Annotated in this window: 23 protein-coding genes; all 23 read left to right on the top strand. The window is 37.6% G+C overall.

Annotated features, from left to right (window positions below; translation table 11 throughout):
• Positions 1–22 precede the first annotated feature (22 nt).
• On the top strand, positions 23–1942 hold the full coding sequence (locus SLH51_RS09565; RefSeq protein ID WP_335960979.1) for a stage V sporulation protein D: 1920 nt from the start codon (positions 23–25) through the stop codon (positions 1940–1942).
• A gap of 110 nt (positions 1943–2052) precedes the next feature.
• Positions 2053–3510 carry a UDP-N-acetylmuramoyl-L-alanyl-D-glutamate--2,6-diaminopimelate ligase gene (locus tag SLH51_RS09560; protein WP_390184047.1) on the top strand — a complete coding sequence of 486 codons (1458 nt, stop codon included), beginning with the start codon at positions 2053–2055 and terminating at the stop codon, positions 3508–3510.
• A 175-nt stretch (positions 3511–3685) separates the two neighbouring features.
• Complete coding sequence (mraY, locus tag SLH51_RS09555) at positions 3686–4660, top strand: phospho-N-acetylmuramoyl-pentapeptide-transferase (protein WP_335961054.1); 975 nt, start codon at positions 3686–3688, stop codon at positions 4658–4660.
• Positions 4661–6025: a UDP-N-acetylmuramoyl-L-alanine--D-glutamate ligase gene (gene murD / locus SLH51_RS09550; RefSeq protein WP_335960975.1), complete on the top strand. Its 1365-nt coding sequence runs from the start codon at positions 4661–4663 to the stop codon at positions 6023–6025.
• A 286-nt stretch (positions 6026–6311) separates the two neighbouring features.
• Positions 6312–7409: a stage V sporulation protein E gene (spoVE, locus tag SLH51_RS09545; RefSeq protein ID WP_335960974.1), complete on the top strand. Its 1098-nt coding sequence runs from the start codon at positions 6312–6314 to the stop codon at positions 7407–7409.
• A 13-nt stretch (positions 7410–7422) separates the two neighbouring features.
• A complete protein-coding gene (locus tag SLH51_RS09540) occupies positions 7423–7629 on the top strand; it encodes a hypothetical protein (protein ID WP_335960973.1) in 207 nt (68 codons plus the stop codon).
• Positions 7630–7690: 61 nt separating this feature from the next.
• Positions 7691–8782 carry an undecaprenyldiphospho-muramoylpentapeptide beta-N-acetylglucosaminyltransferase gene (gene murG, locus SLH51_RS09535; RefSeq protein ID WP_335960972.1) on the top strand — a complete coding sequence of 364 codons (1092 nt, stop codon included), beginning with the start codon at positions 7691–7693 and terminating at the stop codon, positions 8780–8782.
• A 69-nt stretch (positions 8783–8851) separates the two neighbouring features.
• A complete protein-coding gene (gene murB, locus SLH51_RS09530) occupies positions 8852–9769 on the top strand; it encodes a UDP-N-acetylmuramate dehydrogenase (protein ID WP_335960970.1) in 918 nt (305 codons plus the stop codon).
• 156 nt (positions 9770–9925) lie between these two features.
• The gene (locus SLH51_RS09525; protein WP_335960969.1) at positions 9926–10705 is read left to right on the top strand and encodes a cell division protein FtsQ/DivIB; all 780 of its coding nucleotides are present in this window, start codon (positions 9926–9928) and stop codon (positions 10703–10705) included.
• Positions 10689–11405: a DUF881 domain-containing protein gene (locus SLH51_RS09520; protein WP_335960967.1), complete on the top strand. Its 717-nt coding sequence runs from the start codon at positions 10689–10691 to the stop codon at positions 11403–11405. The genes SLH51_RS09525 and SLH51_RS09520 overlap by 17 nt, the downstream gene beginning before the upstream one ends.
• Positions 11406–11418: 13 nt before the next feature.
• Positions 11419–12120: a DUF881 domain-containing protein gene (locus SLH51_RS09515; RefSeq protein WP_335961052.1), complete on the top strand. Its 702-nt coding sequence runs from the start codon at positions 11419–11421 to the stop codon at positions 12118–12120.
• A gap of 2 nt (positions 12121–12122) precedes the next feature.
• Positions 12123–12479 carry a small basic family protein gene (locus SLH51_RS09510; protein WP_335960965.1) on the top strand — a complete coding sequence of 119 codons (357 nt, stop codon included), beginning with the start codon at positions 12123–12125 and terminating at the stop codon, positions 12477–12479.
• 191 nt (positions 12480–12670) lie between these two features.
• The gene (gene ftsA / locus SLH51_RS09505) at positions 12671–13951 is read left to right on the top strand and encodes a cell division protein FtsA (protein ID WP_335960964.1); all 1281 of its coding nucleotides are present in this window, start codon (positions 12671–12673) and stop codon (positions 13949–13951) included.
• Between the two features lie 37 nt (positions 13952–13988).
• Positions 13989–15125 (top strand): cell division protein FtsZ, encoded by a 1137-nt coding sequence (gene ftsZ / locus SLH51_RS09500; RefSeq protein ID WP_335960963.1) that lies wholly within the window; start codon positions 13989–13991, stop codon positions 15123–15125.
• A gap of 284 nt (positions 15126–15409) precedes the next feature.
• Positions 15410–16336 carry a sigma-E processing peptidase SpoIIGA gene (spoIIGA, locus tag SLH51_RS09495; RefSeq protein ID WP_335960961.1) on the top strand — a complete coding sequence of 309 codons (927 nt, stop codon included), beginning with the start codon at positions 15410–15412 and terminating at the stop codon, positions 16334–16336.
• 24 nt (positions 16337–16360) lie between these two features.
• The gene (gene sigE / locus SLH51_RS09490; protein WP_335960959.1) at positions 16361–17080 is read left to right on the top strand and encodes an RNA polymerase sporulation sigma factor SigE; all 720 of its coding nucleotides are present in this window, start codon (positions 16361–16363) and stop codon (positions 17078–17080) included.
• 436 nt (positions 17081–17516) lie between these two features.
• Positions 17517–18302 carry an RNA polymerase sporulation sigma factor SigG gene (sigG, locus tag SLH51_RS09485; protein ID WP_335960958.1) on the top strand — a complete coding sequence of 262 codons (786 nt, stop codon included), beginning with the start codon at positions 17517–17519 and terminating at the stop codon, positions 18300–18302.
• Between the two features lie 201 nt (positions 18303–18503).
• On the top strand, positions 18504–18797 hold the full coding sequence (locus SLH51_RS09480; protein WP_335960956.1) for a YlmC/YmxH family sporulation protein: 294 nt from the start codon (positions 18504–18506) through the stop codon (positions 18795–18797).
• A gap of 105 nt (positions 18798–18902) precedes the next feature.
• A complete protein-coding gene (gene pgeF / locus SLH51_RS09475) occupies positions 18903–19733 on the top strand; it encodes a peptidoglycan editing factor PgeF (RefSeq protein ID WP_335960954.1) in 831 nt (276 codons plus the stop codon).
• A 2-nt stretch (positions 19734–19735) separates the two neighbouring features.
• Positions 19736–20416, top strand: coding sequence for a YggS family pyridoxal phosphate-dependent enzyme (locus SLH51_RS09470; protein ID WP_335961049.1), 681 nt, complete (start codon positions 19736–19738; stop codon positions 20414–20416).
• 23 nt (positions 20417–20439) lie between these two features.
• Positions 20440–20895 carry a cell division protein SepF gene (locus SLH51_RS09465; protein ID WP_335960953.1) on the top strand — a complete coding sequence of 152 codons (456 nt, stop codon included), beginning with the start codon at positions 20440–20442 and terminating at the stop codon, positions 20893–20895.
• 21 nt (positions 20896–20916) lie between these two features.
• Positions 20917–21174 carry a YggT family protein gene (locus tag SLH51_RS09460; RefSeq protein ID WP_335960951.1) on the top strand — a complete coding sequence of 86 codons (258 nt, stop codon included), beginning with the start codon at positions 20917–20919 and terminating at the stop codon, positions 21172–21174.
• 19 nt (positions 21175–21193) lie between these two features.
• A complete protein-coding gene (locus SLH51_RS09455; RefSeq protein ID WP_335961048.1) occupies positions 21194–21970 on the top strand; it encodes a YlmH family RNA-binding protein in 777 nt (258 codons plus the stop codon).
• Positions 21971–22115 lie beyond the last annotated feature (145 nt).

Raw genomic sequence — 22115 nt, 5'->3', positions numbered from 1 at the left:
AATGTATGCAGGAGGTATTACAGTGCGAGTTTCTAACGTAACAGTACGTAAACGACTAATTATTGTACTTTTTTTTGGACTGGCTGTTTTTTTAATTATTGCTTTAAGGCTTGGCTACGTTCAGTTTGCACTAGGTGATTGGTTAACAGATCGAGCGGAAGACTCATGGAGCAGGGATGTACCTTTTGAGGCAAAAAGAGGGGAAATTCGTGATCGAAATGATGTAGTTCTAGCAACAAATGTAAGTGCACCATCGATTCTCGTTGTTCCAAGACAAGTAAGAGATCCAGCTGATACAGCCGAAAAATTAGCTTCAGTTTTGAATATGGATCATAAAAAAGCTTATGAATATGTAACAAAAAATGAATCCATTGTACGAATCAATCCTGAGGGAAGAAAAGTGACAAAAGAAAAAGCGAGTGAAGTTCGAGCGTTACGTTTAGCAGGAGTTTATATTGCCGAAGATAGCAAAAGACATTATCCATTTGGAAGTTACCTTTCGCATGTATTGGGATTTGCTGGGATTGACAACCAAGGATTAACGGGGCTTGAGTTATATTATGATGAAGAGTTGAAAGGAACTGGTGGTCATGTTTCTTTCTTTTCTACAGCTAAAGGGAATCGTATGCCAAATCTTGCAGATGAGTATACGGCACCTTTAAATGGCCTGGATATGCGGTTAACAATTGATAGTCGCGTACAAACAATCATGGAACGAGAATTGGATATTGCGGAGGCTACTTATAATCCTGATGGTGCCATTGCGATTGCAATGAATCCTAATACAGGTGAAGTATTGGGAATGAGTAGTAGGCCACATTATAACCCAGAAGATTTTCAAAATGTTCCCCCGGAAATATATAATCAAAATAAACCAGTGTGGATGCAATATGAGCCTGGTTCGACATTTAAAATTATTACACTTGCAGCTGCTCTAGAAGAGGGAGAAGTAGATCTTAAAAAAGACACATTTAATGACCCTGGTTATATTGAAGTGGCTGGAAGGAATTTGAGATGTTGGAAAAAAGGTGGGCATGGACACCAAACGTTTTTAGAAGTAGTACAAAATTCATGTAACCCAGGATTTGTTGTACTCGGAGAAAGGTTAGGCAAAGACCGACTTTTTGATTACATTGAAGACTTTGGATTTGGTAAAAAGACAGGAATTGACTTACAAGGGGAAGGAACTGGAATCCTATTTAACCGAGATCGTGTCGGTCCTCTTGAACAAGCGACTACTGCTTTTGGTCAAGGGGTAGCGGTTACGCCAATTCAACAAGTGGCTGCTGTTTCAGCTGCGATTAACGGAGGATATTTGTACCAGCCCTTCTTAGCAAAAGAATGGGTCGATCCTTTAACTGGTGAAGTTGTTGATAAACAATCTCCTATTATGAAACGGCGGGTTATTTCAGAAGAGACATCAAAAGAAGTGCGATATGCCCTTGAACATGTTGTGGCTCTAGGTTCTGGTAAAGGAGCATATCTTGATGGATACCGAGTTGGCGGGAAAACAGGAACAGCTCAGAAGGCAAAAGATGGTCGTTATTTAGAAAATAATCACATTGTCTCTTTTATTGGATTTGCACCTGCTGACGACCCGCAAATTGTTGTGTATGTCGCAATTGATAATCCAAAAAACACGTTGCAATTCGGTGGAGTTGTAGCAGCGCCAATAGTCGGGAATGTTATTGGAGATAGCTTGCTTGCAATGGGGGTTGAAAAGCGTGAAGGGCAAATTGAGAAAGAGCTAACTTGGACTGACACTCCGTTAATTGAAGTGCCTGACTTAATTGGGCGAACAAAGCGGGAAATTCATGAATCTTACTATGAATTAAAAGTAGAAGCTGATGGGGAAGGAAGTTACGTTCTCGCGCAGTCACCAGAACCAGGAGTTAAAGTGACAGAGGGTTCAACAATCCGACTTTATATGGGTGACAAATAAGGACAGAACGTCTAAAATAATTAAGGTGTTTTAAAAATATTCACTGTTGTAAAGAAAGAGCTAATTTAAAATGCATAATGTGATATGGATAGATTGAGAGGTCTTAAATGATGAAGCTACAAGAGTTACTATTACCATTACGGTTTCAAAAAAATACGGTTGATGTAAATCCAGAAGTTACATCGCTGGAAATGGATTCTAGAAGAGTAAAGGAAGGAACTGTATTTATTTGTATTAAAGGATATACAGTAGATGGACATGATTTTGTCCAGCAGGCAGTAGATAAAGGGGCGGTCGCGATTGTCGCTGAACGCCCTCTCGTTGCGAGTGTACCAGTAATAGTTGTATCGGACACAAAACGTGCAATGGCAAGGCTTGCCTGTCACTATTATGAAAACCCAACGGAAAACGTGCATCTTATCGGTGTTACTGGAACGAATGGCAAAACGACTGTCACACATCTCATTGAAAAAATAATGCAAGATGTCAAAAGAAAAACAGGTTTAATTGGTACGATGTACACAAAAGTTGGAGCTAGACAATATGAAACAAAAAATACTACGCCTGAATCATTGCCATTACAGCAATTATTTAAGGAGATGGTAGATGAGCAAGTTGATACAGTGATGATGGAAGTTTCTTCCCATGCACTTCACTTAGGGAGAGTCCGGGGCTGTGATTTTGATGTGGCTGTATTCACGAACTTGACACCAGACCACTTAGATTATCATGAATCAATGGAGGCTTACCTTTACGCAAAAGGCCTGTTATTTGCTCAACTAGGAAATACGTTTACAGACAAGGTAGCAGTATTAAATGCTGATGATCCTGCATCATTAGAATTATCCCGTTTAACAACAGTAGATGTAGTTACATATGGCGTAAAAGAAAAAGCGGATGTTATTGCGAGAAATATTAGGATAACTCCTTCTGGAACAACGTTTGACATTGATGCATTTGGAAAGAAAGAGATGATCTCTCTTCAACTGATCGGGATGTTCAGTGTTTATAATGCTCTTGCAGCTACAGCAGCTTCTTTAGTTTCAAATGTAAGTCTTACGCAAATTAAAAAAAGCTTAGAACAAGTAAAAGGGGTTTCAGGTCGATTTGAAGCGGTAGATGCAGGTCAAGATTTTACTGTTATTGTTGATTATGCACATACAGCAGATAGTTTAGAGAATGTGTTGAAAACAGTAAAAGACTTTGCAACAAATCGGATTTTTGCCATCGTTGGGTGCGGTGGGGATAGAGATCGCACGAAGCGACCAGTTATGGCACAAATTGCAAGTGCGTATGCAGATCGTGCTATCTTCACTTCGGATAATCCTCGCTCAGAAGACCCGAAACAAATTATTAAGGAAATGGTTGCTGGTGTGAAAGAAGGGGATTTTGAAGTGATTCTTGATCGAAAGCAGGCGATTAAACAAGCGATAAAAGAGGCCGAAAAAGGCGATATAATTGTAATAGCAGGAAAAGGCCATGAAACTTACCAAATTATTGGAGGGGAGACCATTCATTTTGACGATCGAGAAGTAGCTCGTGAAGGAATTGTAGAACGAGCAGAGTAATAGATTAATAATTAAAAAAGCAAATAGAGCAAAATGATATTTTTTTCACGTTATGAGTGACATATATGAACATCTTGAATGATAACAATAAAAATAGCAGAGTCTGACATATTAATTTTTAATTACAAACAATTTAATAGGTCATTCGTTGAAAAGAAAGGAGGAATGATCAGTGATGTTAGAGCGCGTTTTACTTCTTACCTTACTGCTTTCATTTCTAATTGCTGTCCTCCTGTCTCCACTTTTTATCCCTTTTTTAAGAAGACTTAAATTTGGGCAAAGTATTCGTGAGGAAGGTCCAAAATCGCATCAAAAGAAAAGTGGTACGCCGACTATGGGAGGGATTGTCATTGTCCTTACCGTATTGGCGACAACTTTATTTATATCAATTCGTTTTTTAGCTTTTAGTCAAGAAATTCTACTGCTGCTACTCGTAACAGTCGGATTTGGTTTAGTTGGTTTTTTAGACGATTTTATAAAAGTTGTTTTGAAGAGGAATCTAGGACTAACTTCGAAACAAAAATTAGCTGGACAATTACTCATTTCAATTTTATTTTATATCGGCCTAATTCAAATGGATTTTTCCACTGAAATTACGATTCCGGCTACAAGTTATTCGATTGATCTAGGTTGGTTATACTTACCACTAATTATTATCATGCTAGTGGGCGCATCTAATGCTGTGAATTTGACGGATGGGTTAGATGGACTACTAGCTGGAACAGGAGCAATCGCTTTTGGTGCTTTTGCAGTTCTTGCATGGCATGCAGGCTTTATCGATGTTTCGATTTTTAGTGCAGCGATAGTCGGTTCAGTACTTGGGTTTTTAGTTTTTAATGCACATCCAGCTAAGGTTTTTATGGGTGATACAGGATCATTAGCATTAGGTGGAGCGATTGCAGCGATTGCCATAATGACGAAAATGGAAATATTGCTTGTTCTAATTGGTGGGGTATTTGTTATCGAGACTCTTTCGGTTATTATTCAAGTTATTTCATTTAAAACGAGAGGGAAACGGGTATTCAAAATGAGTCCCCTTCACCATCATTATGAACTTTCAGGTTGGTCTGAATGGCGTGTTGTCGTGACATTTTGGTTTGTAGGTATGATTTTCGCTTGCTTAGGAATCTATTTAGAGGTGTGGTTGTAAATGAAGTCACAAGAACAATTTAAAGGAAAAAAAATCTTAGTACTCGGTTTGGCGAAAAGTGGGGAAGCGGCAGCAAAGCTTCTTTCTAAACTTGATGCGATTGTAACTGTGAACGATTCAAAGCCTTATGAAGAGAATGAAAAGGCGAAGGAATTAGAGAAACTTGGCATACGGGTGATTTGCGGTCATCATCCTGTTGAATTGTTGGATGAAGCTTTTGACTTAGTTGTCAAAAATCCTGGGATACCATATTCTAATCTGATCGTAAGCGAAGCATTAAAAAAAGGGCTAGTAGTTATAACAGAAGTCGAACTGGCTTCAATTTTAAGTGAGGCTGAAATTGTCGCTATTACCGGTTCAAACGGGAAAACAACGACAACAACTCTTATATATGAAATGTTGATTGGAAGTAAGAAAGAGCCTTTAATTGCTGGAAATATTGGGACAGTAGCATGTGAGGTAGCAGAGAATGCGACATCTGAAAATATTATTGTTCTAGAAATGTCTAGTTTTCAGTTGCTTGGAACGAGAACTTTTAAACCAAAAGTAAGTATCTTCTTAAACTTATTTGATGCACACCTTGATTATCATGGAACAAAGGATGAGTATCGTTATGCAAAATCAAAAATAACAGCTAATCAATCAAAAGAGGATTTCTTAGTCTTTAATGCAGATAATGAAGATGTTGTCTTAGTTGCAGAGACTAGTTCTGCAACACTCATACCCTTCTCTGTTACAAAACAGCTAGATAGTGGTTTGTATATTCAAAAAGGGGAAATTTATTATAATCAACAACGAATTGTCTCGGTAGATTCAATTGTCTTACCTGGCGCTCATAATCTTGAAAATATCTTAGCTGCAATTGGAGCAGCCCTAATAATGGGAGCAACCATAAAACAAATTAATCATGTTCTAACGACGTTTAGTGGTGTGGCGCATCGTTTACAATTTGTAAAAGAGTTTAATGGTAGACGTATTTACAATGATTCGAAGGCCACGAATATTCTAGCTTCTCAAAAGGCTTTAGAAGCATTTGATCAACCTATTATTTTGCTTGCTGGCGGATTAGATCGAGGAAATGAATTCGACGATTTAGCGTCTTCATTGAGCAATGTAAAAGCGCTTATTACATTTGGACAAACGAAAGCAAAGTTGGCAAAAACAGCTAAAGAAGCCAATGTAGAAACTATTCTTTTTGCTGAATCAATCGAAGATGCTGTAAAGAGTGCTTACGAACAATCCCAGCAAGGAGATATCATTTTGCTTTCACCGGCTTGTGCAAGTTGGGATCAATTTAAGACATTTGAGGAACGAGGAGAGCGTTTCATACAAGCGGTTGAAAAGCTAGAAGAAAAAGGAATATAAAAGTTTGAGTAGAGTCTTTTTACTTGGTAAAGGCTCTACTTAGTCTATATTTACAAATTAAATATTATAATTACGATTAGAAGCCTTCTCTAGTTGGAGTTGGCTTATTTGCGTTAAGTTATCATTTTAAGTCTAGTGGTGGACATGTTTTGAATACTTCATGCATACGTTTAAGTTGAGGGGTTGTACAGTTGAATCTAGAAACTATGGATTTTTCAAAGTATGAAAAGGTAGAACCTTTTTGATCAACCAGATAACTTAATTCCTGTTAGACGAGGTGTATGAAATGCCAAAAGTGAGAACAGCACCAGATTATGTACTTATGTTTACGACGATTGTGCTTTTGATGATTGGCTTAATAATGGTTTATAGTGCAAGTGCTGCATGGGCAAACTACAGATTTGATGATTCTTTTTTCTTTGCGAAACGACAATTGTTTTTTGCTGGAGTAGGGGTTATGGCCATGTTCTTTATGATGCGAGTTGATTATTGGACATGGCGAACGTGGTCAAAAGTTATTTTGGTTGTTTGCTTTATTTTGTTGGTCATCGTCTTAATACCAGGTGTAGGGCTCGTTCGGGGAGGTGCAAGAAGTTGGTTAGGAGTTGGAGCCTTTTCGATTCAGCCTTCTGAATTTATGAAAATGGCAATGATTGCCTTTTTAGCGAAGTATTTATCTGAAAATCAAAAGAAGATTATTTCCTTTAAAAAGGGACTTATGCCTTCCCTATCTCTTGTTATGGTTGCATTTGGGATGATTATGTTACAACCAGACTTAGGTACAGGTGCTGTTATGGTTGGAACGTGTGTCATAATGATCTTTGTTGCGGGGGCTCGTCTCAGTCATTTTGCCTGGTTAGGAGTTGCTGGCTTAGTTGGATTTGTTGCGTTAATTGCATCAGCTCCTTACCGAATAAAACGAATTACTTCATTCTTAGATCCTTGGTCAGATCCATTGGGAAGCGGCTTTCAGATTATCCAGTCACTTTATGCTATCGGTCCTGGTGGTTTAATGGGAATGGGCCTTGGAGAAAGTAGACAAAAATATTTTTACTTACCAGAGCCACAGACAGATTTTATATTTGCTATTTTGTCTGAAGAACTTGGATTTATTGGTGGTTTCATCGTACTCTTTTTATTTGGTATTTTACTATGGAGAGGAATTAGAATTGCATTAGGTGCGCCAGATTTGTTTGGGAGCTTCTTAGCGGTAGGTATTATCTCAATGGTAGCCATCCAAGTTATGATAAATATTGGTGTAGTAACAGGGTTAATGCCTGTTACAGGAATAACGCTTCCATTGCTGAGTTATGGAGGCTCATCTTTAACGTTGATGCTAGTTTCGATTGGTGTTTTATTAAATATTAGTCGTTATGTAAGGTGAGAGAATAATAAATGTGAAATTCTATAATATGAATAGTTATTATGACCGCTTTATGAGTGGGATGCTCATAAAGCGGTCTATTTTATGTGAAAGTCTAAAAGAACGTGGAACGGTGAAAAAACTAGCAGGATTCGTGTATAATACAAGTTCTGTTCATGATAAAATGGTTGTAAAGGTTGTTAAGAAAGAGCGGTTTTTCCCATTTTTTACAACCTGTTAGCATTAAACATTTAAAGTCTTTATTGAAAATGCGATAGTAATCAATTTTTGGGAGGAAGCCGATGAGAGTAGTTGTTAGTGGAGGAGGCACAGGAGGCCATATTTATCCGGCCTTATCACTCATTAAAGAAATTAAAAGGAACCATGAAAATGCAGAAATATTGTACATAGGAACAGAACGAGGTCTCGAAGCAGATATTGTCCCAAGAGAGAATATTCCATTTGAGACAATACATATATCAGGATTTAAGCGAAAGTTATCCATTGAAAATATAAAAACGATAACACGTTTCCTAACTGGAACTAAACGTGCAAAGAAATTAATTCAAAACTTTAAACCTGATGTTGTCATCGGTACGGGTGGTTACGTTTGCGGACCCGTCGTTTATGCAGCAGCAAAGTTAAGCATACCAACCGTGATTCATGAACAAAACAGTGTTCCAGGCTTAACAAATAAGTTTCTTAGTAGGTATGTGGACCGTGTTGCTGTATGTTTTGAGGAAGCGAAAGAATTTTTCCCAAAAGAAAAGGTGATATTTACAGGTAATCCAAGGGCTTCAGATGTATTAGACATTGATAAAGAAGCAGGGAGAAATTCACTTAATCTTGATGCAACGAAGAAAACCGTTCTGATTGTAGGAGGAAGCAGAGGTGCTAGACCAATAAATGATGCATTTCTTTCCGTTATTGGAGAATGGTCAAAAAAGAATTACCAGGTGGTCTATGTAACTGGTTCTGTTCACTACGACACAGTCATGGGAAAAGTAAATGAAGTTGAACAATCAAAAAATGTGATAATAAGACCGTTTATTCATAATATGCCAGACGTATTAGGTGCAATTGATTTAATTGTTGCGCGTGCAGGAGCGACGACATTAGCTGAAATTACGGCGCTCGGGTTGCCGAGTATATTAATTCCAAGTCCATATGTAACGAATAACCATCAAGAGAAAAATGCAAATGCACTGAAAGTAAACGGAGCAGCCATTGTGAGAAAAGAGCAAGAGATGAGTGGAGAGGTATTGCTTAATGATATTGACCAAATTTTTTCCGTACAAGGAAAATGGAATGAGATGAATCGTGCAGCACTAGAATTAGGTGTTCCGCATGCAGCTAGAAATGTCTTTCAAGTTCTTGTTGACGTTTCACGATGAATAGGCGTGTGCATACTGTAAAAGTAAGAAAGTTTTAACTTCTTGTAGCATGAAAAGAGGGAACAAAATATGAAACCATTTATAGAAAAAGTAATACAAGAAAAGATAGGTATTGTAAAAGAGAATGAACCTTTAGCTAATCATACAACATGGAAAATTGGCGGTCCAGCAGATGTGTTAGTTGAACCGGACCGATTAGAAAGTCTGAAGAAATTAATGGATCTCGTGAGATTATACGACATTCCTTGGCGGGTGATAGGTAGGGGCTCGAATTTATTGGTTGCTGATGGTGGGATTGAAGGAGTTGTTATCAAGTTAGGAAAAGGATTGGATCAACTTGAGGTTAAAGATGAGACCATTCGAGTAGGAGGAGGATATCCTCTTATTAAACTGGCAACTGTTATAAGTCGCCAAGGTCTCTCTGGTCTTGAATTCGCTGGAGGTATACCAGGGTCTGTAGGTGGGGCAGTGTTTATGAATGCGGGGGCTCACGGATCAGATATTTCTAACATTCTTAAAGAAGCCCTCGTTCTATTTCCTGATGGTCGCCTAGAATGGATAAAGGGAAAAGATATGGAGTTTTCATATCGAACTTCCCGCCTTCAACATGAAAAGGGTATTTGTGTCGAGGCGGTCTTTGTATTAGAAAAAGGAGAAAAGGATGAAATCATTACGCATATGCAAGCCAATAAAGATTACCGACGAGATTCTCAGCCGTGGAAGTATCCTACATGTGGAAGTGTATTTCGAAATCCACTGCCTAATTATGCGGGGCAACTAATTGAAAAAGCTGGTTTAAAAGGCTTTCAAATCGGCGGTGCACAGATTTCAACAATGCATGCTAATTTTATTGTTAACATCGAAAATGCAAAAGCACAAGATATACTTGATTTGATTAGTCATGTAAAAAAGACGTTAAAAACAAAATATGGCGTCGATATAGAGACGGAAGTAGAAATGATCGGTCGTCCGAAAGAAAACGATTAAAATAGATTATTTTCATTAGTAAATATGTTACAATTAAGAAAATATTAAGAACGCGTCAGGAACCTCCTTCCTTATTACTTAGGGAGGAAGGAGACTTTCTTTGTTGATAGAAGGGTTACCTTTTATTAGGATGGTATAGTAGTCGGGGGAGTAAATATGAGTAAGGAAAAGGTTGTTACAATTAATGAACGAATTCCATCGCTAAAAGAGCAACGGAAGCAGCGTGCTAATCGGCGTTTGCTGTTTTTTTTATCTTTCTTTTTCTTACTCCTTTTACTGATGGTCTATTTTCAATCGCCATTAAGCCATGTTCGGAATGTAAGTGTTCAAGGCAATTATTTTGTTAGCGAGGCTGGTATTATAAAACTAAGTAATATCAATGAGGGGACAAGCATGTGGAACTTAGAAAAAGATGCTGTAATAGACCGCATTCTTTCTCACAAAGAAATAGGTAACGTTAGTATTGACAGACAATTTCCGAGTACCGTGAGAATTATAGTCGAAGAGTATTCTAGAATTGGTTACCTTTCTCGTGACGATAAATATTTTCCGATACTTGAAACAGGCCAATACTTAGATGAATTACCTAAAAATGCGTTCCCATCAGATGCACCCTTCTTGATTGATTTTTCTGATGGTGAGGCATTGGCAGAACTATCAGCTGAATTGCAGGAAATTTCCAGTCGGTTAATTGAGCGGATTTCCGAGATTTATTATAAGCCAACAGAAAGCGAGCCCCTTTCCATTGTTCTTTATATGACAGATGGAATTGAAGTTCATACATCAATTAGAAACCTTTCAGAAAATCTGGCTCCCTACCCTTCTATTGTTAAGGAGTTAGATCAAAACAAAAAAGGAATTCTCCATATGAGAATGAGCCCCTATTTTGAAGAATTAGAAGTGGAGGAGGACACAGATCTTGAAGGTGAAGGGTAAACATATAATTCTATCCTTCGTCTTGCTTGTTACTGGCTTTATCTTGGCACTGAGTTATGAAATAACGAGTGAAGGAAGTTCACCACTTCTGCCAGGGATAGAGCGGCAATGGGAACTTGAAGATGAGCTTAGAAACCAAGTTATTATGGAGCAAACGACAAATCGAAAATTACAAGAGGATTTAAGGTTATTCCAAGCACAAGTAAGAGATCTTGAAAATAACCTAGCTTCAATGGACGAAGAACAAGAAGTAAAAGCGCAAAATTTACTAGAAGACATTGAACGCTTAAGGAAAATCGTAGGACAGGTCGAAGTAGAAGGTCCAGGTATCGAAATAGCACTAGAAGATGCAGATTACATGCCAGATGGTGCCAATCCTAATGACTATATTGTACATGAATTTCACATCCAGCGAGTTGTCCATGAGTTGTTTGTGGCAGGTGCGGAGGCTGTTGCCATCAACGGTTATCGATTATCGCATCAATCATATATCCAGTGTACAGGACCAGTTATTAGAGTTGATGGTAATACGTCATCGGCCCCGTTTGTTATAACTGGAATTGGAGACCCAGATCATCTTGAATCGGCTCTTACATTACCTGGTGGTGTGCACTATCAACTAGTCAATGATGAGATAACTGTAAGGATTCAAAAGAAGAATTTGATTACATTAGACCCTTATTTGTCAGAGAGAGGGTGATGAAATCTTGAATATGAAATTCATCTTTACAATTGTGACATTCATCATTGGACTTATGCTAGCTATCCAATTTCAATCAACCCAAGAGCCGGTTATCCGAGATACGAGGGATATACGTGAGTTGCGAAGAGAGTTACAAGCAGAGCAGGAGCGACGCCAACAATTAAATAGTGAAATTAATAAAGCGCAAGCATTATTACTGCAATATGAAAGGTCTGTTGAAAATAGGGAAGAGGACCTAATCGACGTACTTACACAGCAAGTTGAAGAGTTACGTATTGATGCAGGGCTTGAACAATTAAGTGGGGAAGGGTTGATTATAACAATTGACTCCCTCTATCATGACCAATTTTTCGGTCAATCAAAACGGTCTCCACCTTCTGAAGTAATGCGCTATTTAGTTAATGAATTAAATATTTATGGCGCAGAGGAAATTGCAGTAGGGAATGAACGTATTATTTCAACATCTGCTTTTCGTGATGTTAATGAGATAACGTATTTAAATAACCGTCGCTTACCGCCTCTTCCACTTCAAGTTAAAGTACTTTCTGATAAGTATGAGAGCTTGCACAACCATATGGTCGTATCAGCTTCTTTAGAGTATTTGGAAATAAGAGGATTCTCACTATCCGTAGAAATGGTTGACGAAGTGGAGATACCGGCATACGATCAAACACGTCGAGTGCGTTACATGGAAGAAGTGAAGGAGGGGTAATCGTGTGGTTACCAATAGTTGGGTTGATTATAGGGGTTTTGTTAGGGTTAATGACAGAATTTCGAGTTCCGGCAGAATACTCAAACTATTTATCAATTGCTGTACTAGCTGCTTTAGATACGTTGTTTGGTGGTATACGTGCATATTTGCAAGAAACATTCGATTCAAGCGTCTTTTTGTCTGGTTTTTTCTTTAATATACTTTTAGCGGCAGGTTTGGCTTTTCTAGGTGTCCATCTTGGTGTAGACTTATACTTGGCAGCCATTTTTGCTTTCGGCGTTCGCTTATTTAATAACATTGCTGTTATCCGCAGAATGTTGCTGTCTAAATGGCAAGCGAACCACCAAAATAGTAGATGATAAACGTGAACTATGAAATCTTATGAAAAAACACTAAAAATTTCAGAAAATCGCCATTTATAAAAGGGATAACTATATCTAATGTTGAATTAGTCTATAGTCTATGAAATTCTAAGAATCGCTAATTCAAAAGAGAGATTATAGTTGTGAATTATATTGACGCGATGGATTACACGGGGAGGTGCCATAGATTGAACAGCAACGAGATTTACGTAAGTTTAGACATCGGTACATCCAATGTCAGAGTGATCATTGGTGAAATGTCAAATGGAACGATGAATATTATTGGGGTTGGGAAATCAAACTCTGAGGGAATAAAAAAAGGTTCAATTGTTGATATTGATGAAACAGTTCAATCCATCCGCAGAGCTGTTGAACAAGCAGAACGGATGGTGGGGCTTTCAATAAAGCAAGTAATTGTCGGAGTGAATGGGAATCACGTTCAACTCCAGCCTTGTCACGGAGTAGTTGCAGTTTCAAGTTCTGATAGAGAAATTGGAGACGAGGATATTTCTCGTGTTATCGATGCTTCTCAGGTCGTTTCTATTCCACCTGAGCGTGAGATTATTGATGTCATTCCAAAGCAATTTATTGTCGATGGTCTTGATGAAATCAATGATCCTCGTGGTATGATAGGTGTTAGACTAGAAATGGAAGGTATGATTATTACAGGGTCGAAAACGATTTTACATAATCTGCTTCGTTGCGTGGAGCGTGCTGGACTACAAATTGCTGATATTTGTTTGCAACCACTAGCTACTAGTTCTGTTGCAATATCAAAAGATGAAAAAAGTTTAGGAGTTTGCTTAGTTGACATTGGTGGTGGTTCAATCACGATTTCTGTTTTTGAACAAGGAACACTACAAAATACAACCGTTCTTCCAATTGGTGGAGAGCATATTACAAATGATATTGCAATTGGATTACGAATTTCTACTGAAGAAGCAGAACGTATTAAGACTAAGCATGGACATGCCTATATCGATGATGCTTCAAAGGATGAGCGTTTTGAAGTAACAACTATTGGCAGAGCAGAGACTGAAGAATGTTCGCAGTTTGAGCTTGCTCACATAATAGAGCCACGAGTGGAGGAAATGTTCGAACTTATTTATCGAGAAATAACTCGATTAGGTTATCGCGATTTTCCAAGTGGGTATGTACTAACAGGTGGTACTGTTATGACTCCGGGTGTTTTAGAATTAGCTAATGAATTGTTGCAAGGAAACGTTAGAATTGCTGTTCCTGATTATTTAGGTGTGCGTGAGTCTCAGTATACTACTGGGGTTGGGCTTATCCAATTCGCCTATAAAAATGTAAAGGTTCAAGGAAAGGAAGTTGCTGCTTCAGTCACTTCTACTGAATCTCATCCAGAGCCGAAGCAAAATCGCAACGATTCACAATTAGGAAGTAAAAATGAAAAACCTAAAACAAAGGGAAAAATGAAGAACTGGTTTAAAGTCTTTTTTGAATAGAATGATACGGGATATAGTCTGATTAGGGGGACCTTACATGTTAGAGTTTGAAATGGATATGGAACAATTAGCACAAATTAAAGTAATTGGAGTAGGCGGTGGGGGTAGTAATGCCGTTAACCGAATGATAGAGAATGGATTGCAAGGTGTAGAATTTATTGCAGTAAATACTGATGCTCAAGCTCTTAATTTATCAAAAGCTGAAGCAAAATTACAGCTAGGAGGCAAATTAACGCGCGGGTTAGGGGCAGGAGCAAATCCTGATATCGGGAAAAAAGCTGCCGAAGAAAGCCGTGAACAGCTTGAAGAAGTATTACAAGGTGCAGATATGGTATTTATTACCGCTGGAATGGGTGGTGGAACCGGTACAGGTGCTGCACCAGTTATAGCTGAAGTTGCTAAAGAATTAGGAGCACTGACGGTAGGAGTAGTGACACGTCCGTTCACATTTGAAGGACGCAAACGTTCGACTCATGCAGCAGCAGGTATTCAAGCCTTAAAAGAAAAAGTAGATACTCTTATTGTTATTCCAAATGACCGTCTATTAGAAATTGTTGATAAAAACACACCGATGTTAGAGGCATTTCGTGAAGCGGATAACGTGTTACGTCAAGGTGTTCAAGGTATTTCGGATCTAATTGCTGTGCCTGGTTTAATTAACTTAGACTTTGCAGATGTAAAGACAATTATGAGTGAAAAAGGCTCTGCTTTAATGGGTATTGGTATAGCAACTGGTGAAAATCGCGCAAGTGAGGCTGCTAAAAAAGCTATCTCAAGTCCATTGCTTGAAACATCAGTTGATGGTGCACAAGGTGTGTTGATGAACATTACTGGTGGTTCAAATCTCTCATTATATGAAGTTCATGAAGCTGCAGAAATTGTCTCTGCTGCTTCTGACCAAGAGGTTAATATGATCTTTGGATCTGTTATTAATGAGAATTTAAAAGACGAAATTGTTGTTACGGTTATAGCTACAGGCTTTGATGATGTTGAAAACACTGGGCAACGACCTGTATCTCCTAAGATTTCAAAAAGTCAAGTAAATCAAGCGTCTGTTCATCAAGAGGAACAAAAAGAGTCTCGTTATACGCAGAAAAATCCTGCACCAACAGAAGCGACAGAGACATTAGATATTCCAACCTTCCTACGCAATCGTAGAAATCGAAATCGCTAATTATTAAGCTGATTCAAGGTCTTAGACTTTTGAGTCAGCTTTTTCTATTGAGAAAGAATAAACTGTAAATCATATTGATCAAATAAAGTTTGTAATTAGGAACGAAAACACTATTTTTTTGTGCACTATTCCCCAAAATAATCAGAATTATTTCCGCTTGTGAAAAGTTGACATTTTTTCTGAAAATCTCTCAAAATAACCCCCTCAAGCTTGTCATGAAGCGACAGACTTTTGACTAGAATTTGATATATACTTGTTTCAAATCAATGGATGTGAGGGTGGATATGACCTTATATATTGATGTGATATGGGCACTGAATCTTTGTATTGACTATTTGCTAATTGCTTTAACGGCATTAGTGTTAAAGCGACGTTTCCATCACATTCGAATGATCCTAGCTTCATTATTTGCATCATTAATTGTGTTTTTAATGTTCAGTCCTGTTGCGTCATTATTTTATGAACCTTGGATGAAACTTCTGTATTCAACGGTAATTGTCTACATTGCATTTGGTTTTAGACGGTTGCGATACTTTTTACAAGGTTTGCTTATGTTTTATTTTGTAACTTTTATGACAGGTGGTGGATTATTTGCATTACATTTCTTTTGGCAAACGGAGGTTGATATATTTGAAGGAATACTACAAGTAAACGCTGGTTATTTTGGTAGTGGGATAAGTTGGGTGTTTGTGATGATCGGTTTTCCACTAATTTGGTTTTTTTCAAAGCACCGTTTTGAAACAATTGAGATAAAGCAAGTACAATACGATCAACTAGTAGAAGTTGATATTTCCATATCAGGTTACACATTTCGAACAAAAGGATTAATTGATAGTGGAAACCAATTATCGGACCCAATATCAAAAAAACCAGTGATGATCATTGAGGCAACATTGCTTTATCCTTTTTTTACAGAAGAATCCATCAACCATGTGATGACATTTCACGAGCATGCGGGTACAAAAAAAGTGGAAGATAATCGTTTATTTGAACGAGCTTGTATTATTCCATACAAAGTCATTGGGCAATCTTCTCCATTTTTAACGGGTCTAAAGCCAGATAAAGTGAAAATCTATCATAAAGAAGAACAGTTTGAAACTAAAAATGTTCTGCTAGGATTACAGGATAAGGAATTATCTGCTGACGGAGCTTTTAAATGTATCGTTCATCCAAAGTTAGTACTCGGTGTTTCCACTGATAAGCTAGCATAATCCAGTAATTAGGAGGCACAGAACATGTTAAAGCTAAAGCTAAAGGTAACCTTATGGTGGTACAAATTAATGTATCGACTCGGAATGAAATCTGATGAGATCTATTACATAGGAGGAAGTGAAGCACTGCCACCTCCACTTTCAAAAGAGGAAGAAGCTGTTTTGTTAAAGAAATTGCCGTCTGGTGACAAAGCTGTTCGGTCAATGTTGATTGAACGAAACTTACGTCTAGTTGTCTATATAGCACGTAAATTTGAAAATACAGGTATCAATATCGAAGATTTAATTAGTATTGGAACTATTGGATTAATTAAAGCTGTTAATACGTTTAATCCAGAAAAAAAAATCAAGCTAGCAACATACGCATCCAGATGTATCGAAAATGAAATCCTTATGTACCTTCGCCGTAACAATAAAACAAGATCGGAAGTATCGTTTGATGAACCATTAAATATAGATTGGGATGGAAACGAATTGCTCCTCTCGGATGTCTTAGGAACAGAAGAAGACATCATTACAAGAGGAATTGAGGAAAAAGTCGATAGAAGGCTATTGGTAAAAGCACTCCATACATTAAATGATCGTGAAAAACAAATTATGGAGCTTCGCTTCGGACTAGCTGGAGATGAAGAAAAAACACAAAAAGACGTTGCAGATATGCTAGGTATTTCACAATCCTATATATCACGCTTAGAAAAACGAATTATTAAACGACTACAAAAGGAATTCAATAAAATGGTATAAGAGGTTGTTCCAAAAGGTTGGTTTTTACCTTTTGGAACAACCTTAAAGCATTGAGCGGACCCGTTGCAAGGTTTTAAGTTCCCTCTGAGTGGTTTTCTAAGAGGGAACGCGCAACGAGGGGAGCCAATTGCCATCAGAGAATAAGCGTATAAATAAAAAGTTCCAAAAGGTTGGTTTTTACCTTTTGGAACAACCTCAAAGCATTTAGAATAGGCGTGAGTAGTATCTCGCGCCTATTTGTCGTTTCTATAAAAGGCTTTTCAATTTAATCACTTTAAAAAAACAGAGCTAAAAAATATTTTTTACTCTGTTTTTATTGTCATGACGTGCACGAGCGATGTCGGTCTATTTTTTATTCGACAGTACTGGTGCATATTTTTTCCTTCTGAGGAGATACTTTTCTTAGACATCATCTCCCGCGATAGGAGGGAAAGAATTGACACGAAATAAAGTTGAGATTTGCGGTGTAGATACCTCGAAGTTACCTGTTTTAAAGAACACTGAAATGCGAGATTTATTTCAACGATTACAAAGTGGTGAAACAAGTGCTCGTGAAACGTTAGTTAATGGAAATTTGCGTTTAGTGCTAAGTGTTATCCAACGTTTTAACAATCGCGGAGAATACGTGGATGACCTCTTTCAAGTTGGTTGTATTGGGTTGATGAAGTCGATAGACAATTTTGATTTAGGCCAGAATGTAAAATTCTCTACATACGCGGTTCCTATGATCATAGGTGAAATTCGTCGCTATTTACGAGATAACAATCCGATCCGTGTCTCTCGTTCTTTACGAGATATCGCCTATAAAGCGTTACAGGTTCGTGATCAGATCATGTCAGAAAAAAAACGTGAAAAAGAACCAACTGTCCAAGAAATTGCGAAGGTATTAGATGTACCAAAAGAAGATGTTGTGTTTGCGTTAGATGCGATTCAAGATCCAGTATCTCTTTTTGAACCAATTTATAATGATGGTGGAGATCCGATTTTCGTCATGGATCAAATAAGTGACGAGCGGAATAAAGATGTCAATTGGGTTGAAGAAATTGCCTTAAAAGAAGCAATGATTAGATTGAATGACCGCGAAAAGATGATTTTGAACATGCGATTTTTCCAAGGGAAGACTCAGATGGAAGTCGCAGATGAAATTGGAATATCTCAAGCGCAAGTATCTCGTTTAGAAAAAGCAGCTATTCAACAAATGAATAAACATGCTCAAATTTAAAAGATGACACTGAGGATGACTCGTTAGGAACCTTAATTAGAAGGCAGAATTTTTGTGACATAAGACACACTGCTTACTAAAATAGGACAGGCCTTTTGAGTTATCCTCTTTTTGCGTTAGTTTCGTCAGAGTATTTGATCATAATCTCTATGCAACCTAGCATATAGTAAAAGACGAGATACTATGGAAGAGGTGAAGACTATGATCAAGATTTCAGAATTACAAGTTAAGGATATAGTCAATATGGATAATGGGAAACGCTTAGGACATTTAACTGATTTAGAAATAAATTTAACAACTGGTGCAATTGAAGCTTTGGTTATTAATGGTTCGGGAAAAATGATGGGGCTATTTGGGAAGGATTCAGAAGAGATTGTAGTTCCATGGAAGAATATCATTCGAATTGGCTCTGATGTTATTCTCGTAGAAGTGCCAAGTGCGTACAGTAGAAAACCGATGAATTTTGAACAATCACCAATTACAAGAAAGCGATAAAGCAAGAAGAAAGTCGTTTCTTGTATAGACGTTCCTATGATAAGATAGAAATATGATAAGTTTTTCCTTTTTTATTGATATTTTGCGAGGGGGAGGAGGGAGTAAATGGAACCTTTTGTTCAAACTGGAGAAAGGTATTTAACAATTCAAGAATGGCAAAGAGCTCATCCTCACCTCATTGTTGGTTTTTCTACTAGAAGAGGTGGCAAAAGCAATAACTCATATAATAGTTTAAATTTAGGCTTTCATGTTGGAGATGACCCAGAGAGTGTAAAATCAAATCGACGACTATTAGCAACTGATATTCAATTTCCATTATCTAGATGGGTTGGTACAGAACAAGTCCATGAATCGTCAATAAAAAAAATTACCCTGCTTGAAGCAGGGTGCGGAAGCGAAAGGCTAGATACAGCAATTGCTAATACCGATGGAATATATACGTTAGAGAGAAACTTGTTATTAACAAGTTTGTATGCAGATTGTGTTCCTTTATATTTCTTTGCACCTAGTCAGGGTGCTATTGGTCTTGCCCATGCAGGTTGGCGAGGAACGGTTCAAAATATTGGTTCAGCTATGATAAGAAAGTGGACGATGGAAGAAGGAATACCACTTGAGGATATTCAAGTGGCAATCGGACCATGTATTTCTCAACCTGCATATGAGGTCGATCATAAAGTTATAACGGAAGTACAGAAATGCTGGCCTAATGATTTAAATTACCTTCCCTATAGGAAACGATCGAATGAGAAATATCTACTTGATTTACGAGAAGTGAATAAAGCTCTTATAAGAAAAGCAGGGATTAATAATAATCAAATTCTCATGTCTTCAATTTGTACAGCTACTGATGAAAGAATGTTTTCACACCGGGCCGAAGCTGGAAGGACAGGAAGATTAATGAGTTTTATTGGAATACGATTGGATGGTGATGAATGATTATGAATGTGAAAGATAATTTGATCTCTATTCAGAAAGAAATTAACGATGCATGCAACCGTGTGAACCGTGATCCTGCTTTAGTCCAAATTATTGCAGTTACTAAATATGTAAGTATGGAAACGACCGAAAGAGCACTAGATGCTGGATTAATACATATTGGTGAGAATCGTGCAGAAGGAGCCTTGCAAAAATGGGAAGCATTGCATGAGAGAGGAATTTGGCATTTTATTGGATCTATGCAAACTAGAAAAGTGAAAAAGATTATAGGGAAATATGAATACTTGCATTCGCTTGATCGAATATCACTTGCAAAAGAAGTGGACAAGCGGTTAGAAGAGGGGCAAGTAATGAAATGTTTCTTGCAAGTTAATGTCTCAGGTGAAGAATCAAAATCGGGCCTTTCTCCAGAAGAAGTTATTCCATTTATTAAAGAGCTTTCAATTTTCAAAGGAATTCAAGTGATTGGATTGATGACAATGGCTCCTTTCTTTGACAACGCTGAAATGACGAGACCTGTTTTTCGGAAGTTAAGAAAGTTAAGAGATTCAATCATGGTAATGAAACTTTCGCATGCTCCGTGTACTGAACTATCTATGGGAATGTCTAATGATTATACTGTAGCAATTGAAGAAGGAGCGACATTTATTAGACTCGGATCAGCTCTTGTAGGACGAGAATAAATTAGTCGAGAGGAGAAATAGAAATGGGGATGAAGTCAAAGTTTAAACGTTTTTTTGAACTAGAGGATGAATATGAAGAGGTAGAAGAATATATCGATGAGCGATATGAGCAAGAGGAAACGGAACCAAAGCGTCGGTTGAGACAGCAGTCATCTAAGCAACAGCAACCTAATTCAACACAAAATGTTGTTAGTTTGCAAAGTGTTCAAAAAGGAACCAAAGTGATGCTTCTTGAACCGAGAACATATGATGAAGCACAAGAGATTTCGGACCACCTAAAAAACCGAAAAGCTGTAATTATTAACTTACAGCGTATCTCGCATGATCAAGCGAAACGTATTGTCGATTTTTTAAGTGGAACAGTGTATGCTATTGGGGGGGACATCCAAAAAATCGGTTCAAACATCTTTCTTTGTACACCTGATAATGTGGATGTATCAGGAACAATTACAGAAATGATGCAGGAACATTTTGAATAGTAATAGAAGGTGGTGAGTGTTTTGCAAACAATTGGGTTATTGCTTTATCAAGCATTATACATTTATTCTTTTTTTATCATTGGTTATATTCTAATGTCTTGGTTTCCGAATGCAAGAGAATCTTCAATAGGTCAATTTGTAGGTCGGATTGTCGAACCATATTTAGAACCATTCCGAAAATTTGTCCCGCCACTTGGAATGATTGATTTATCTCCTATCGTGGCTATTATTGTGTTACGTTTAGCGAGTGGCGGTGTCGCAGCGTTATTTGGTATATAAGAGATTGGAGTGACCGACAATAAGTATTTATCAGCACTTTCGTGAGGAAGAGCGGCCTTTTGTTGATCAGGTGATCGAGTGGCAAGGTGATGTTACACTCAGACACTTAGATCGTTTAAGTGACTTTCTCGATCCAAGGCAACAAGAAATTGTTCGGAGTATAATTGGACAAGATGACGATGTGAGCCTCTCTTTTGCGGGAGGCTCTCGCTATGCAGAACGATGTCGCCTTTATATGACACCGCCGTATCTAGAAACATCCGACGATGATTTTAAGCTGACTCTATTTTCAATTGAGTATCCAATGAAATTTGTAACGTTAGAGCATCGTGACATCTTGGGTTCATTAATGAATGTTGGTGTGAAACGTGAGAAGTTTGGAGATATCTTTATTAGTGATGATGGTGTTGCACAAGTAGTTGTAGCGAGTGAAATAGCTGACTATGTTGAAATGAACATACATACGATTGGAAGAGCGAGTGTTCGATTGAATCGAATTCCATTATCTGAGCACATTATACCTAAAGACGAATGGGAAGAATCAGTTATAACAGTATCTTCAATGAGGCTAGATGTTGTTATTGCTCAGATGTATAAGCTCTCGAGATCAAAAGTAACTCCTTTTATTGAAAAAGGATTAGCAAAAGTTAATTGGAAAACAGTTGACCGTGTGGATTTTCTTTTGCAGGAAGGCGATTACATATCTGTCAAAGGGTTTGGACGATCAAGAGTATTCGCCATTGAAGGACTTACAAAAAAAGAAAAATTTCGTTTGCGATTTGGAAGAAAGCGTTAGGAAAGATTGAAAAAGGTGAAGGGTTTTTAATGTTTATGTCGAAATATGTTTATTATAGAGGGTACATCGTAAGTAATAAAACTTGTCATTATGCTCTTTAACAACAATGTTATTTTGTAATAGTCTAAAATGAAACAAAATAACG

This window comes from Halalkalibacter kiskunsagensis (assembly GCF_037027555.1).
Classification (GTDB): Bacteria; Bacillota; Bacilli; order Bacillales; family Bacillaceae_D; genus Halalkalibacter; species Halalkalibacter kiskunsagensis.
The sequence above is the reverse complement of the archived record's forward strand: the minus strand, read 5'-3'. Positions and strand labels throughout refer to the sequence as shown.